We start from the raw sequence: 15496 nt of genomic DNA on the forward strand, positions 1-15496 counted from the left end.
TATGGACTACAAGATACAGGTATCGGAACTCAACCTTCACTACGGGGAGTTCCACGCCCTGATTGACGTCAACCTCGCGATTCGGCCCCGGGCGATCACGGCGATCATCGGGCCGTCCGGATGCGGAAAGTCGACCCTGCTGCGCTGCTTCGACCGAATGAACGAGCTCATCGGGGGCGTGCGTGTGACCGGCCGGATCCTCCTCGATGGCTCAGACATCTACGATCCTTCCACCAGCCTCACTCAGCTCCGGCGGAAGGTCGGCCTGGTCTTCCAGCGCCCCAACCCCTTCCCACTGTCCGTCTTCGAGAACGTGGCCTACGGGCTCCGCGTGCACGAGGCACCCGACAAGGCTCGGTTGGAGGCGGTGGTCGAGGCCAGCCTCAGAGCCACTTGGCTGTGGGACGAGGTCAAGGACCGGCTCGACATGTCCGCACTCGGACTCTCTTCCGAGCAGCAGCAGCGCCTGTGCATCTCCCGGCTGCTGGCGGTCGAACCGGAAGTGCTGCTCATGGACGAGCCCTGCTCCGCTCTCGACCCCATCGCAACCGAGCACGTCGAGGAGCTGATGCGGAACCTCGCCGAGAAGTACACGATTGTCATCGTCACCCACAATATGCAGCAGGCCGCGCGGGTGTCGAACGAAACAGCCTTCATGCTGCTGGGCGAGTTGGTGGAATACGGTCCCACCGCGCGCATCTTCGAGAAACCAAGCGATAAGCGGACCGAGGAATACGTGTCCGGCCGCTACGGATGATGAGGGTGAGAAACCGCCTGGAGAACAATCATGGCCACACACCTGCAACGCGAGGTCGAGCGACTGAAGAACAAGATCATTGCCCTCGCAGCTACGGTCGAGAAAACCGTCCAGGAAGCGGTCGCAGCCGTCAACACGCGCGACCGCGACCTCGCCCGGAAGATCATCGAAGGCGACGCCGCGATCGACCAGACCGAGGTCGATATCGAGGAGGAATGCCTGAAGCTCCTCGCCCTCTACCAGCCGGTGGCAACCGATCTGCGTTTCATCGTCGCCGCGATGAAGATCAACAACGACATCGAGCGGGTGGGCGACCTGGCGGTCAACATCGCCGAGCGAGCCCTTTGCCTCTGCGATCAACCACCCGTCAGGGAGTTGTTCGACTTCGCCCAGATGAACAAGAAGGTGCTGGCCATGTTCCGCGGAAGCCTGGACGCCCTGATGCACCAGGACGCGCAGCGAGCACGTCAGGTGCGAGCCCTGGACGATGAAGTCGATGCTCTCAACCGCGAGATGTATGACAAGATCAGGGCCGCACTCCACAAGAGCCCCGATCAGATGGACTCACTGCTCAACTACTCGTCGGTCAGCCGTCTCCTCGAACGCATCGCCGACGGAGCGACCAACATCGCCGAAGATGTCATCTACCTCGTGGAAGGGGAGATCGTGCGGCACAAACCGGTTGCCCCCGCCTAGCCCACCTCCAACCCCAGCGCGGCGAACACCGTCACGAACCCTGGGGAATGATCACCGTAATGCAGGTGCCCTCGCCTAGCTTGCTCCGAAGGGTGACACTCCCGTTCATTGCCGCTACCGCGTGGCGGACAATGGAAAGGCCGAGCCCCGTCCCGCGGTCCGGACCGGTGCGGGCTCGCTCGACTTGGTAGAAACGCTCGAAAACCCGGTCTTGCTCATCCTCGGCGATGCCGCAGCCGGTGTCCTCAACCTCGATGGAGACGGCCGTCGCCTTGCCGCTCTCCGCCGCCAGGCACCGACACGTCACCGAGATCCGCCCCCCCGGGTCGGTGAACTTGACGGCATTGTCGACCAGGTTGTCGATGATGCAGCGGAGCAGGTGCGGGCTGGCGTTCACCGACCTGAGTCCGGGCGCCAGATCTACAACCCAGTGAAGATCCTTCTCCACCAGCCGTTCCTCGAACCGCGAACGCAACTCAGCCAGAACGGCGGGCAGGTTCAGCTCCTGCGGCTTGTACTGGCCCGGCGAAGACTCAATCCGCGACAGATCGAGCAGATCCGAGACCATCAGCAGCATCCGGTTGCTCTGGCGGTCAATCATGCCCAGAAACTGGCGGGCGGCCTCCGGATCCTTCGCCCAGTCCAGGCCCGTCAGCGTCTCAACGGCGCCTCGGATCGCCGAAAGCGGCGTCCGCAGTTCGTGAGAGGCGTTGGCGGCGAAATCCGTCCTCACTCGGACCATCCGGTTGAGCTCGGTGATGTCGGCGAGAAGGACAATTCGACCAAGCGTCTGGCCCTCGCTCGAACCACCCGGCGCCTGGCCCGGATCGGGCAGAACGATATCCGAGGCGGTTGCCAGCAGCACCAGCGCCCCGTCCTCCTCGCCACGGTGGACGCTGATCTTTCTCGTCGTCGTGCTGGCGTGGCCTTCGGCAGTCCCACCAGCTTCGAGCTGCCCGTGAAGACTCTGTAACAACATCTGCTGCAGATCGTGGTGCAGGATGCACTGTTCAACCGGCCGCCCGACAAGCGACTCCGGCCACGCGGCCGCACGGGCGGCGAGGCCCAGCATCCGCATCGCGGCGGGATTCATCAGCAGAATCCGACCGTCCGCGCCCGCCACAATGACACCCTCCCGCAACTGAGTCAGCAGCGATTCCAGCGTACGTCGCTGCCGATCGATCATCGAGAGCTGCTCGGCCAGGTTGTTGCCCATCTCGTTCATCGATCGCGCAAGCATGCCCATCTCATCGTGGCTCTCCACAGGAACCCGGGTAGACAGATCGCCGCGCGCCAGACTCCGAGCCATCGCCGTGATCCGACTGATCGGGCGGCTCCACAACCGGGCCAGCCCCATCGCAAAGGCGGCGGCGGCCACAAGACCAAGAAGAACAATGGTCCAGATCAGCCGGTGAATCGTCCCCTCTCGCTGGCCGATCGTCTGGATGGCCATCGACACCCGGACCACCCCGAGCGGAGCATCGGCCGGTCCTACCCGCGACGCGGTGTATCTCATCGGTCGGTCAATGGTTCGAGAGCGATGCGTGTCCTCTCCCAAGCCGGTGGCCAGGGCCTGAACGACTTCCTTGCGATGGGCGTGTGAGTCCATGGTCGACGGATCCGCCATGGAGTCGGCCAGCACACGGCCATCCCGGAGAATCAAGGTCACCCGCAGCTCATTCTGGGCACCGCGACCCAGTTCCTTGGTCAGGCGGTTCAATTCCTCAGCGTGAGCCGGGTCAAACCGGTCGCAAACGGCGGATCCGATGGTCATCGCCTGCAGTCGGAGATGCTCCGCCATCTGGTCCCCGAGCAGGCGGTCTACCTGGCCCACAATCTGCCATGTGCAAATGACGAGAACGGCCACAATCAGAAACGTCGTCCCCAGGAACAGCTTCCAGAAAAGCGTGCTCGGCCTCCCCATGGGCAACCTCCCAGTCCTTGGGCGACCCGCAGAATGCGCGGCCGATTCCGCGGACGGCATGGATCCGACGGGCAGTTCCACCGGGTACCTTCTGAGGAAAGTGACGCGTGCCTCATGAACTCAACTCGCGAGCCCAGCACTATGCCCCTCACGGTCGGCCCCCGTCAACTCCAGGAACACCCCCGGCCCATGACGGCCTTGAGGAGTCACTCCGAGCCCCGTCTCATGACGCTCGTGTCAGCCAGACCGCCGTTTGCGCCGGTCTTGATCCGCCCCAGACAGAGGCATCATCGTAAGCCCAAGGACTCATGTCAATGCTCGTGGAAGGCACGCAAGGCATGCCCCTGGTGGCGGCGCGCCGCACCCTCATCAGGCATCTCCCTTCGCCAGTTCTCGAAAGTCCTGGTCGCAGGTATGGGCGGCTTGGTCAGCAGCGGCCAGACCGAGGACTCAGAGGTCCGGCATCACTTCCCCGAGCGGCGACTCGACGCGCGGTCTGGTCTCCGCAAGCCCCACCACCGCCAAGAAGCGCAAGACGGACACTCGATCCCCGGCCGAAGCAACCCACTCCTTAATGAGCTACCCCGTGCTGATCGTCTGGTCGTCACCGGACGGCGCGAGACGACCGCTCAGCCTTCGACGAGATGCGCTTCGGCACACGGGACGCCTGAACCTGTTTACGGGTGACCGCTTTTGAAGCGGCGGCGTGCTTGGATCGGACGGGCTTGGATTGGACCGAAGGTATCTGCGTCTTCTTCGCCTTCCCGTGAGACGGGGTGATGTTTTTGGTCTTCGCGGTGGCAACACCCATGATGCGACACGTGGCCACGGCAGGGGCCGACTTCACGAGCACGCACTTGCCGTCACTGCACTTGTACTTCGGAGCCTTGGACGCCGCCCCGGCCGTCGTCGCGAAAACCAAGGCCGCCGAGCAGGCCATGACCACAACCATCAGGACAGAATGCCTTCTGACCACGTCTGCGTACATCTCACAATTCTCCTGGCGTAATGTCGCCATCCAGGCCAGGTCGAGAGGCGCCAACAAGGCGCCGCGGACGAACTCTCAGGAAGATCTCCTGCAGCGCGTTCGGAGCCGGCATTGCACCGGACATCGACACCGGAACCCCTGCCCGTGATGGTCGCGTTGCCCAGGCATACCTTATCACCCGATCGACGACGCGCAAGATCTGCGCCTCGTTCGAACCGTCACCCGATCCGCAGGGCCGATGCCTGACTCCAGCCGGAAGCCTAGCTGGCGTGGGGGATATATCGGCACGTGGCCGTCTTTGTCCGCAGGGGTACTTCAGAATCAAGCGGGGCCAGGGAGTCGCTCCAGATGCATCATTCCTGCCACACCTCACTGCACGTGCCGCCGGGCTACCGACCGGCAGGAGACACCAGCCCGTGAATAGGCGAACAGTGCCCGGCCCCTAACCGACTGCCTGCCAGACTGCCTCCAAAACCGCGGGACGGGCAAAGAACGGTGCGGCCCCGGCGGCAACACGGCCAAACACGAGCTGTCTCAGATGATACAGCCGCGAGACACCCCTGAGACGTCGCGTGTCTCAGATGCCTCGACGCGGGTCACCAGTCTCGCACCAGCCCGACGCGGCGAAGCCCCCAGACAACACAGAAGCGCTGTTTTCCGGCAATGGGCCCGAACGGCACCCGCATTGTTTGTCGGCGGGCAGCGGATATGCTAAATGCGCAGATTGCCATAGACGCGGTCGGTGGCCGATACCGGCGCTGGCGTGCCCTTTCGAGGCCGAGTGCTCTCAACGGAAGAAGGGCTTTGACCTGGGCAGAGAAGCAACCCCCGACAGCCTCACTCGGCCAGCCGGTGGGTGGGCAATGGCTCGGCATCGCTTCCAGGGAGCTTCACGGCATTCAGTAGGGAGTCTTCATCGCGAAAGGATGGTCTTTCAGATGGCTTCAGGATCCAGATTCACCGTCATCGTGCAATCCATGATTCTCGCGCTCACGATGTCCCCCCATCTCGCCAGCGCCCAGGGTACGCCTCGAAGTACCAGATCCCCCGGGACCCCACAACCAGCGGCATCGCCGACGACAGATGATCCGGTCATCACCCGGACCGAGAAGCTGTTTCCGACCGGAGATCGCGCCACCAGCGTCATTCTGCTCGAGAGGACCGCCCCGGTGGAGGTACGCCGCGGCCAGAGCTTCAACTACGAGATCACGCTCACCAATCTGACCCGTGGTGACCTCGGCGAGGTGACCCTGACCGAACTGCTCCCCAAGAGCTTTAAGGCCGAGACGGTCAATCCGGAGCCCACGCGCAGGGAGGGCGAGGCGGCCATCTGGCGGTATGAGGGCTTTCCGGGTGGGGGAAGAACCGTGATCCGGGTGCTCGGATCGACCGACCATCCAGACGAACTGACCTGGTGCGCAACGGTGACCTTCGGCACCAAGCTGTGTGCGACCACCAAAACCGTCGAACCGAAGCTGGTACTGACCAAGACCGCACCCGCCGAAGTCCTCATCTGCGACACGATTCCCATCAAGCTGGTGGTCACTAACACCGGTACCGGCACGGTGCAAGGCGTGAGGGTGACAGATAACCTTCCGCGGGACTGGCAGGGGAGCGATGGCAAGAATACGGTCGCCTTCGAGGCGGGGTCCCTGAGACCAGGCGAATCTCGAGAATTCTCCTTCCAGGCCAGGTCGGCAGGCACCGGTAACTTCGTCAACGAGGCCACGGCCTCGGCCCTCGGCGGCTTCACGGCTAAGGCCAGCACCGAGACCGTCGTACGCCAGCCTGTGCTGGCTGTCAGCAAGACCGGCCCCGAAGTGCGGTTCATCGGCCGTCCCGCCGAATACAAGCTCACAGTGAGCAACACGGGTGACACCGCGGCTAGGGACATCATGCTCGTCGACACCGTATCGGGGGTCGGAGAGTTCCTCAGAGCTAGCGATAACGGGCAATACGCAAACGGCAAGGTCACTTGGGCTCTGGGCACCCTCGCCCCAGGTGCGTCCAGAAGCGTTGACGTAGCCTTCGTCGGTCGCAAGGCGGGCATCATCAGAGATGACGCCGTGGCAACCGCCTACTGCGCAAGTGCCCGAGCCTCCGCGAGTACCCAGGTGCAGGGCGTGGCCGCCATCCTTCTCGAGGTCGTCGACGTCGCCGACCCGATTGAGGTCGGAGCCGCCGAAACCTACATCATCACGGTCGTCAATCAGGGAACGGCCGACGATCGCAACATTCGAGTCACCTGTACGCTGCCGCCCGAGGAGGAGTACATCTCCGCCGAGGGACCGACCACATTCAAGGCCGATGGCAAGACCGTGACGTTCGATCCCTTGCCCTCACTGGCTCCAAAGGCCAAGGCGGTCTATCGCGTGGTTGTGAAGGGCACCAAAGTCGAGGACGCACGGTTCAAGACCCAGCTGACCAGCGATATGTTGAACACCCCCGTGGAGGAAACGGAAAGCACGCACATCTACTGATGACGCTAGGGCACCACGCGATGCTCAGTGTGCCGAGCTTGCGTCCGCTCTCCGGGCCACACACTAAGACAAGATCAGCCCAATTCCCTGCAGGCACCGGCTGGCGGACCCCGAACCCCTCCCCGACCGCCTGCAAGGGATTCTTGTGAACCGCGCTCGGGGACGGTCAAGCCCATGGCCGCAACCCGACCCGACTCGCCGGCCAAGCACTTGCCACCTCTGTTATTCAGATGTGACGGAATACCGTCACGATGGGTGCTTGGAGCCTGCCCGAGGAGGCAGCTCCGCCCCCTCTGATTGCTGTAGCCTTACGGGTCAGAGCCCGTGCCTTCAACTTCGAGGCGGAGCCTCTGCCTGCAATTCCGCTGACATTCCCGCACCGCCAGCTAGCGGACAGTCTCAATTGTGCTAGAATGAGACAGTGTTAGGGCGCTTGTTGTTCGCGTCTCCCCCGCAGCAGCAAGCGGTCAGGCCGATTTACCTTGGCTTCACTTTTCGCTCTTTTCGTGAATGCCGGGCGCGCGGGGCGTGGTCGCCGGGTGGGTGCTACGACGATCGACGCTCCTGCCGTGTCCGGCCGAAACACGACGTACGACCGCAGGAGTCAAAACGCGAGGAGATCAGCGCTGGCTTCCATGTTCGTGAAAGCCCAAGACCAAGCCGTTCCCGCCGATCCGAGTTCCCTGCGCGTGGGCCCAGGAATTCGCGATGGCGGGACACAGGTCAGATCTGGATCAGGTCGTGTTCGGGCTCGGCCTGCGGCTCTAGCTGTCGTCTCGGACGCGTTTGACTGGGGAGAAATGCCGTATGCAGGAGTCTGACGCCACCGAAGCGGAGTTGCGCGGAATGCCTGCTGAAGCGGGGGCTCCGTTCCTGGAGGCTCAGGAGACCCTGCAGGCCATCCGCAGCGGCGAAGTCAACGCCGTCGTGGTCGATAGACCGGCGGGCGGGCGGATCCTTACCCCCCAAAGCGCCCAGCTGCCGTACCGCATCCTCGTCGAGCAGATGCAGGAGGGAGCAGCCACCTGCACCGCGGACGGCATCGTCCTCTACGCCAATCGTCGCTTTGCCGAAATGCTCCGAATGCCGTCGGAGCGGGTCGTCGGCGCTTCCCTGCACTCCCTTGTTGTGGACCGTGACCGGCGTGCCCTGGAAGCGCTGCTCCTCTCTGCCCGCGGGGCGAACCGGAACACCGGCCAGGAGGAGCTCTCGCTCCAGACTTCGGATCGGATCGCCATACCGGTCCGTCTGTCGGCCAGCACCTTGACGGTCGGCGACCAACGGGTCATCTGCCTGGTCGCGAGCGATCTCACCGACCGCAAGCTGGCGGAGGAGACCGTCCGAAAGCTCCATGAAGAACTCGCTTGCGGCGTCGATGAACGGATCAGCCGTCTTCAGGCCACACTCCGCGACTTGGGTAACGAGTTGAGGACGCACCAGCAGATCGAGCAGAACCTCCGCACAAGCGAGCAGCAGTATCGCGCGATCGCCGACTCCACATACGACTGGGCGAGCTGGATCGGCACGGACGGACGGCCGAGATGGATCAGTCCCAGCGTGGAACGGATAACCGGCTGCTCGGCCTTGGAATGCCTGGCCATGCCCGACTATCCCTTGCCGCTGGTCCATGAGGAAGACGGCGAGCAAGTGGCCCTCTACCACCGAAAGGTTCTGGAAGGCCAGACCCTGAATGACCAGCCGTTCCGCGTCCGCACCAAGGCCGGCTTGGTTCGCTGGGCGGCCATCTCCGCCCAGCCGGTCCGTGACCATCAGGGCACTTGTATGGGATGCCGATCCAGCATTCGGGACATCACCGAGCGCAAGCGGACGGAAGACGCATTGAAGCGGATGAGGGACGATCTGCGGAACATCCTCGACAGCTCACCGGATATGATCATCTCCGTTAACCTTGACCGCCGGATCATGAACCTTAACCCGGCCGCCCAGGCCGCCTTCGGCTACTCGCCCGACGAATTGATCGGCCAGCCCGTGCAGATCCTCTACGCCGAACCCGAGGAGGCACGCAGGGTCCAGGAGTGCATGGAGAAGACCGGCAGGTTCTGCGGCGAGATCGTCAATCGCACCAAGAACGGAAGGTGCTTCTTCGCTCATCTCGAGAGCTCGCCACTCTATGACGAACGGGGGAATGTGTGCGGGGCCATGGGTGTGTCGAGGGACATCACCGAGCACAAACGGGTCCAGGAGGCCCTTCGTGAGAGCGAGGAACGCTTGACCCTGGCCCTTCGTGGAACCCACGAAGGTGTGTGGGACTGGAATCTGGAGACCGACGCAGTCTGGTATTCCCCCCGGTACAAGGAAATGCTGGGCTACGCCGAAGACGAGATCGAGCCGAACGTTAGGGCCTGGGAACGCCTGCTCCATCCGGACGACCGAGCCCGGGCCTTGGCGATGGTGGACGGAGTCCTGCACCATGCCCAGGAATACACCATGGAGTTCCGCCTCCGGCACAAGGACGGCCATTACATGGATATTCTCTCGCGGGGCTTCCCCGTCCGGCGAGAACCAGACGGGCCGATCATCCGCATCGTGGGGACCCATCTCGACCTCACCGAGCGCAAGCAGACCGAAGAAAGACTCCGCGCCAGCGAGCAGCGGTTTCGGCTGGTGCAGGAGATGTCCCTCGACGGCTTCACCATCCTCGATGCCGTACGGGATGAACACGGCGCGATCGTCGATTTCAGGTGGGTGTACGTGAACCCGGCGGCCGGACGCCTGCTGGGGCACACGCCCGAGGAGCTGGTCGGCCGGCGATTGCTCGACGTGCTGCCCGGTAACCGAACCAATAGCGACCTGTTTGATCGTTACGTGCGTGTGGTCGAGACCGGCCAGCCCCACGATTGCGAGCTGCAGTATGAATCAGAGAAGATCCGAGGCTGGTTCCGCAACATGGCGTTCAAGCTCAACGGCGGAATCGCCGTCCATTTCTTCGATATCACCGCTCGCAAGCGGGCCGAAAACGAGCGCGAGACCCTCTTCGCGGAGATGCGGAAAAGCCATGAGAACCTGCTTTCGATCCTCGATCAGTTGCGGCAGGGCATCTTCATGACCGATCGTGAGGGCCGCATCACCTTCGCCAACCAGGGTTGCCGGGTCTTCCTCGGCGACAGGGTGGACAACGCATACGGTCACCGGTGGTCGGAATGGTGCCCCTTCACTCCGGAGGATAAGGCGGCTCTGCAGGAAATGATCCAACGCCCTCCCGGCCAGAGAACCAAGATCGGCATCGGCGTCCGCAGAGAACCGGGCCATCGCCACTTCATGGAAGTCGACATCCTCGATGATCCCCGCGATCCCGACAGGAGACTGTTCTTCGTCTACGACCTGACCGAGGTCCGCGATCTGCGCCGTATGCTGGATGCCAAAGGCACCGTCCACGGTATGGTCGGCCAGAGCCAAGTCATGCAGGCCGTCTACCGGCAGATCGAAGATCTCGCCGCCGTGGACTCCACCGTCCTGATCGAGGGAGAAACAGGAACGGGCAAGGAATTGGTCGCCCAAGCCATCCATGCGACAGGAATACGGTCCGACAAGGTCTTCCTGCCGGTCAACTGCGCAGGACTGACCGACTCGCTGATCGGAAGCCAGCTCTTTGGTCACAAGCGCGGGGCGTTCACCGGGGCGTTCACCGATCACCGCGGAGTGTTCGAGACCGCACACGGCGGTACGGTCTTCCTGGACGAGATCGGCGATATCCCCTTGAGCATGCAGACCAACCTCCTCCGGGTGCTTCAGGAGAAGGAGATCACCCGGCTGGGCGAATCCACGCCCCGCCGCGTCGATATCCGGATCATCGCCGCCACCAACCAGGATCTGGACCAGCTCGTCCGCGAGGGGCGATTCCGCCAGGACCTCCTCTACCGCGTCCGCGTGGCCCGGGTCGTCACCCCGCCTCTCCGTCAACGTCGCGAGGATATCCCCCTGCTCACCGAGCACTTCGTGTCCGAAACACGAAAGCGAATCAACAAGGCGGTAACCGCCATCAGCGACCAGGCCATGGACAGGTTGCTCGCCTACCATTGGCCGGGCAACGTACGTGAATTGCAGAGCGCCATCGAGTTCGCTTGCATCGCCTGCCGGGGGGTGGTCATCGGCGTCAGAGACTTGCCCCCGGAACTCTCCACCCCCTGCGCCCCCCTGGGTCCCGCCCCCAACGCGGAGGAAAACGCCAGGGATCGCCTGCTGCGGGCGATCCAGGCCTCGAAAGGCAGTCGCACCGCTGCCGCACGCCTCCTCGGCATCAGTCGGGCTACCCTGTACCGCCGCCTGCGGGAGCTGCATCTGGATGCCGGAAGCCTCCCCTGAGCCAGCGTCTTCTTCACCGCCCCTGGACAATGGCGTAGGCAATCGTTCAATTCAACCGTCTCGCGTGATACACTTGTGAGACACTTCCGAGGCGCCTTCTGTGTCAAGAAGGCCGCCATTCGACTGCGTCGCGTCTTTGCCCACCCCAACCCAAGGCGAGAAAACCGACACGAATCCTGTGCTAGGTCGCGGCTGGCATGGAAGATGACACTGGTTTCACGCGACGGCAGAGGCCGGCGCGGCAACGCCTAGCTTGTCAGGCGACAGACCGGCGTCCTCGCCAAGACCCTGAGTGGTTCGCAGGCTCCCAGATCATCGCCACCATGGGTAGCCCGCTCCGCATCCTGCACGAGTCCGTCGGCCGGAGGGGCGGCAACCCTGACCGTAGAACCGGCAAGCCCGTCGCGCCCCTCGCCCCCCATAGCCAGACGCCGCGTGCGTCGCGGGGGGATGAGGGCACAGGCAACCGGGCCTGCGTTCGCCCTGGTTCTTCTGTCGAGCACAAAGCCGGACAGAAATCGCATGGTCACACTGGAAGAAAACGCCGTTCGCCCCCTCGGCGGCTCGAATCCTGGCTTTGCAGGTGTGCCCGAGACAGGTGAACTCGATGACGTGCTCCGTGGCCTGCCCGGCTTGCAGACAGTGCTCAAGACGATCCGGGATTTGGCCGGGCTCGAGGTGCCGGTTCTCATCCAGGGAGAGCCCGGAGTGGGGGTCGATTTCGTTGCCCGCGAGATACACAACCTCAGCCAACGGCGCCTTCGCCCATTCATCGTTGTCTCATGTGCAGGCGTCTCGGAATCCAACTTGGCAAATCAGCTCTGGGGGTACGACAAAGGGGCCTTCCCCGGGGCGACCGCGGACCATCCGGGTCTTTTCGAGTTGGCTGACGGGGGCACCGTCTCCTTCGAAGAAGTCCGCGATATCCCCTTCGGCCTGCAGATTCAGTTGGCCCGCATGATGAGAACGTGTGAGACTGCCCGGATCGCCCAGTCCCAGTCTCGCCGAGTGAACGTCCGGCTCGTTTTTGGCACGAAGTTCAACCTGGTCGAGGAGACCGCCAGCGGGCGGGTCGACGCAGACTTGCTCTATCGGATACGGGTCGCCCAGATTCAGTTGCCTCCGCTACGCGAGCGGCTCGGCGACGTCGCTTCGCTCGCGGCGTTCTGCCTCCATCAGAGCCGCCTCTTGCCCGAAAAGCCCCTGCCCAACTTGAGCGACGAAGCCATGGGCGTCCTTTTACGCTACTCCTGGCCCGGCAACATGACGGAACTGCAGAGCGCCATCCAGTTCGCGGCCCTCCGGTGCAAGGGATCCACGATCACGGCCGCAGACCTCCCCCCGGAGATGCGCGTTACCCGCGGTACGCCGCGTCACCTCAGCCCCGCAAAGCAGGAGAAAGAACGCTTCCGAGCGGCCATGGGGGCGGCCAAGGGTAACCGAACACTGGCGGCCAGACTGCTCGGAATCAGCCGGGCGACGCTTTACCGTCGCCTGAAGGAACTCGGGCTCGCGACGCGCGGGCAGGCAGCCAGGGGCGTCTCATGCCGTACACATATGAGACCTCCGTAAGGTCTCTCGGGCTTTGCGCCGGCGGATGGGCCGCATTCTCGGTTGCTGCAGGTCCCGGTGTCCGTGATGAACGCCAAAAAACCTGGGTTGAAGGACTTATGTGTCCGATAGTAGAATTGGCACGGTATTTGATATGAGGGAGAGTCATGAAGCGACAGCAAACAGGATGTGTTTGAAAATGAGCCAAATGCGCTTGACTCTTGCCCGCATGTCGCTTAGGTTGATCGCCGTTCAGCGATGACGCCCGGCGGGCGGCCGGCGCCGTCTGCTGTGGCACTTCGCACATGATGGCTGTTGCGCGTGGAAGATGTCAGGACAGGAAAACCTCAGAAACCTCGGCTCGCTGTTCTGGACGAGAATCGAGGATGCGCCTAACGTAGAGAGACAGGGACTCTTTCTAGTGGTTTAGTTGGTCATAGGAGTATACCTCATGAAGGTCAGACACGCATGGAAAGTGGTGTTCGGAATAGGCCTATCTGTTGCCGTAGGGATCGGCCTGGGGTGTCGGGAGTCGATGCCCCATTCGCTCACCTGGCCGGTCACGGGAGATACCGTGCCGACGCATCCCAAACCGCCGGAAGGTGGGTATCACAAGGACTGGGATCCGTATGCGGCCACCATTGAGCTCACGCCGGCTACCGACGTGAACCCGGTCAGAACCCAGCACGTTCTTGTCGCGACGGTGAAGGACAAGGAAGGCAAACCGCTCCCGAATCGGCGCGTCGAGTGGATCATCTCCAACGGCAGCGTCGGCGACATCGTCGAAGTCGACGAGAGCGGGTTCCGCGCCAGCCGCGGCTACAAGGTCGACAACCACTTCGCCGTCTCGCATACCAACAACTTCGCCCATGTCCTGGATCGCGGCAATAACGACGCGTCCGATGACATCCACCTGACGCCCGGTCAGACGTGGTGCGTGGTCACCTCGCCCGTGGAGGGCGACACCCACGTCGTGGCCTATGCGCCGGGAATCTATGCCTGGGACAAGCACAAAGTCTTCGCCGTCAAGCATTGGTACGACGTCAAGTGGGAGTGGCCACCGGCGGCAACCAACCCAACCGGTACCACCCATCAGTTCGTGACCAAGGTCATGAAGTACTCAGATGATTCGCCGCTGCCTGGCTACGTGGTCAACTACAAGATCACCGGCGGGCCGGCAGGTACGTTTGATCCGGGTGGCGGCACCACGGCGTCGGTCAGGACCGACGAGCAGGGCATCGCCGCCGTCACCCTCAAGCAGGTCAAGCCTGAGGCGGGAACCAACGACGTCGCAATCGAGATCATCCGGCCAGATAACCTCCAGTGCTGCAAGCCGGCTGTCCTGATCGCCACCGGGGCTACCCAGAAGATCTGGGTGGCGCCGCAGATCGGCATCAAGAAGTCCGCGCCGGCAACCGCAATGGTCAACGATCAGTTCAGGTATGACATCGTCGTGTCCAGCCTGTCCCAGGTGCCCGCGAACGAGGTCGTCGTGACCGACACCATTCCGGACGGCATCGACTACGTCTCCAGTCAGCCGGAAGCCCGCGTCAGCGGTAAGACGCTGACTTGGTCTCTCGGCACGATGGCCGCCGGCGCACAGGCCACCATCGCTGTCGAAGTCAAGGCCACCAGAACCGGTAAGTTCACCAACTGTGCCGAAGTGACCGCCGCTCAGGGACTGTCAGCCCGCGACTGCGCGGACACCGTCGTGACCGCCCCGGCGCTCGCTCTTGAGAAGCAGTGCCCAGGAGAAGTGGTGCTCTGCGAGATCATCCCCTACACCTTCGTCGTGACCAACAAGGGTGATGGCCCGGCCACGAACGTGAAGGTCAGCGATACCCTTCCCGATGGGCTGACCACCGAGGATGGCAAGACCTCCATTGTGATGGACGTTGGCGATCTGCCTGCCGGACAGGCCAAGAAGTTCACCGTCAACGTCAAGGCCAATAAGCCTGGCCAGTACAACAACAAGGCTACGGCGACCGCCGACAAGGGACTGTCCGCCGAGGCCGGCTGCTCGACCGTGGTCCGCCAGCCAACCCTGGTCGTGACCAAGACCGGTCCGGGCGAACGGTACGTCGGACGTCCGGTGCCCTTCGAGATCACCGTGACCAACAACGGCGATGCAGTCGCTCGCGACACCGTCCTGACCGACCCGCTGCCCGCTGGCACCGAGTTCATCGAAGCCAGCGACGGCGGCCAGTTCTCCGGCGGAAAGGTAACCTGGAACCTCGGTACCCTCGAGCCCAACGCCTCGAAGAAGGTCACCGTCACCCTCAGGGCAACCACACGCGGCGAGATCAAGAACACCGCGACCGCCCAGGCCTTCTGTGCCCAGGCCGGGGCTGATGCGGCGCTTCCTATCAAGGGCGTCCCGGCGATCCTCCTCGAGGTAGTCGATGACCCAGACCCAATCGAGGTGGGCGGCAACACAACCTACACCATCGAGGTCACCAACCAAGGCTCCGCCGATGACACCAACATCGTCGTCAAGTGCACCTTGCCCGACGAAGAGGAGTTCGTATCCGGCGATGGGGCCACCAAGGGAACCGCTGAGGGTAAGGTCGTGACCTTCGCTCCAGTGTCTTTGCTGGCCCCCAAGGCCAAGGTCACCTTCCGCGTCGTCGTCAAGGGCGTAAAGGAAGGCGACGTGCGGTTCAAGACGACCATGACCAGCGATAACCTGAAGATCGCCCCGGTTGAGGAAACCGAGAGCACGCATATCTACTGATCATGAAGTCTGATGGCTGAACAGACGGGGTGCCGGAAACAGG

Annotated in this window: 8 protein-coding genes; 6 read left to right on the forward strand and 2 right to left on the reverse strand. The window is 63.1% G+C overall.

The genetic code is table 11. The features are described 5' to 3' along the window. The first annotated feature begins 1 nt into the window (after window position 1). Window positions 2–757, forward strand: a complete 756-nt coding sequence (pstB, locus tag KA354_02965) for a phosphate ABC transporter ATP-binding protein (protein MBP7933588.1) — start codon at window positions 2–4, stop codon at window positions 755–757. A 30-nt stretch (window positions 758–787) separates the two neighbouring features. Further along, complete coding sequence (phoU, locus tag KA354_02970; GenBank protein ID MBP7933589.1) at window positions 788–1453, forward strand: phosphate signaling complex protein PhoU; 666 nt, start codon at window positions 788–790, stop codon at window positions 1451–1453. A 31-nt stretch (window positions 1454–1484) separates the two neighbouring features. Here phoU and KA354_02975 read toward each other — a convergent pair whose 3' ends face one another. Further along, window positions 1485–3377 (reverse strand): HAMP domain-containing protein, encoded by a 1893-nt coding sequence (locus KA354_02975; protein ID MBP7933590.1) that lies wholly within the window; start codon window positions 3375–3377, stop codon window positions 1485–1487. A gap of 604 nt (window positions 3378–3981) precedes the next feature. After that, on the reverse strand, window positions 3982–4365 hold the full coding sequence (locus tag KA354_02980) for a hypothetical protein (protein MBP7933591.1): 384 nt from the start codon (window positions 4363–4365) through the stop codon (window positions 3982–3984). Window positions 4366–5303: 938 nt separating this feature from the next. On the opposite strand from KA354_02980, the gene KA354_02985 reads away from it, so the two are divergent. The 4 genes from KA354_02985 (at window position 5304) to KA354_03000 (ending at window position 15453) form a co-directional block, all read left to right on the forward strand. Next, window positions 5304–6845 carry a DUF11 domain-containing protein gene (locus tag KA354_02985; GenBank protein ID MBP7933592.1) on the forward strand — a complete coding sequence of 514 codons (1542 nt, stop codon included), beginning with the start codon at window positions 5304–5306 and terminating at the stop codon, window positions 6843–6845. 807 nt (window positions 6846–7652) lie between these two features. Continuing rightward, window positions 7653–11168: a PAS domain S-box protein gene (locus KA354_02990; protein MBP7933593.1), complete on the forward strand. Its 3516-nt coding sequence runs from the start codon at window positions 7653–7655 to the stop codon at window positions 11166–11168. 522 nt (window positions 11169–11690) lie between these two features. After that, window positions 11691–12740: a sigma-54-dependent Fis family transcriptional regulator gene (locus KA354_02995; GenBank protein ID MBP7933594.1), complete on the forward strand. Its 1050-nt coding sequence runs from the start codon at window positions 11691–11693 to the stop codon at window positions 12738–12740. 430 nt (window positions 12741–13170) lie between these two features. Continuing rightward, on the forward strand, window positions 13171–15453 hold the full coding sequence (locus KA354_03000; GenBank protein MBP7933595.1) for a DUF11 domain-containing protein: 2283 nt from the start codon (window positions 13171–13173) through the stop codon (window positions 15451–15453). Window positions 15454–15496 lie beyond the last annotated feature (43 nt).

This window comes from Phycisphaerae bacterium (assembly GCA_018003015.1).
In the GTDB taxonomy this organism is placed as follows: domain Bacteria; phylum Planctomycetota; class Phycisphaerae; order UBA1845; family PWPN01; genus JAGNEZ01.

Excerpts from the sequence above, each read along its gene's own strand:
- pstB (MBP7933588.1), top strand. The coding sequence starts at position 2 with ATGGACTACAAGATACAGGTATCGGAACTCAACCTTCACTACGGGGAG.
- phoU (MBP7933589.1), top strand. The coding sequence starts at position 788 with ATGGCCACACACCTGCAACGCGAGGTCGAGCGACTGAAGAACAAGATC.
- KA354_02975 (MBP7933590.1), bottom strand. The coding sequence starts at position 3,377 with ATGGGGAGGCCGAGCACGCTTTTCTGGAAGCTGTTCCTGGGGACGACG.
- KA354_02980 (MBP7933591.1), bottom strand. The coding sequence starts at position 4,365 with ATGTACGCAGACGTGGTCAGAAGGCATTCTGTCCTGATGGTTGTGGTC.
- KA354_02985 (MBP7933592.1), top strand. The coding sequence starts at position 5,304 with ATGGCTTCAGGATCCAGATTCACCGTCATCGTGCAATCCATGATTCTC.
- KA354_02990 (MBP7933593.1), top strand. The coding sequence starts at position 7,653 with ATGCAGGAGTCTGACGCCACCGAAGCGGAGTTGCGCGGAATGCCTGCT.
- KA354_02995 (MBP7933594.1), top strand. The coding sequence starts at position 11,691 with ATGGTCACACTGGAAGAAAACGCCGTTCGCCCCCTCGGCGGCTCGAAT.
- KA354_03000 (MBP7933595.1), top strand. The coding sequence starts at position 13,171 with ATGAAGGTCAGACACGCATGGAAAGTGGTGTTCGGAATAGGCCTATCT.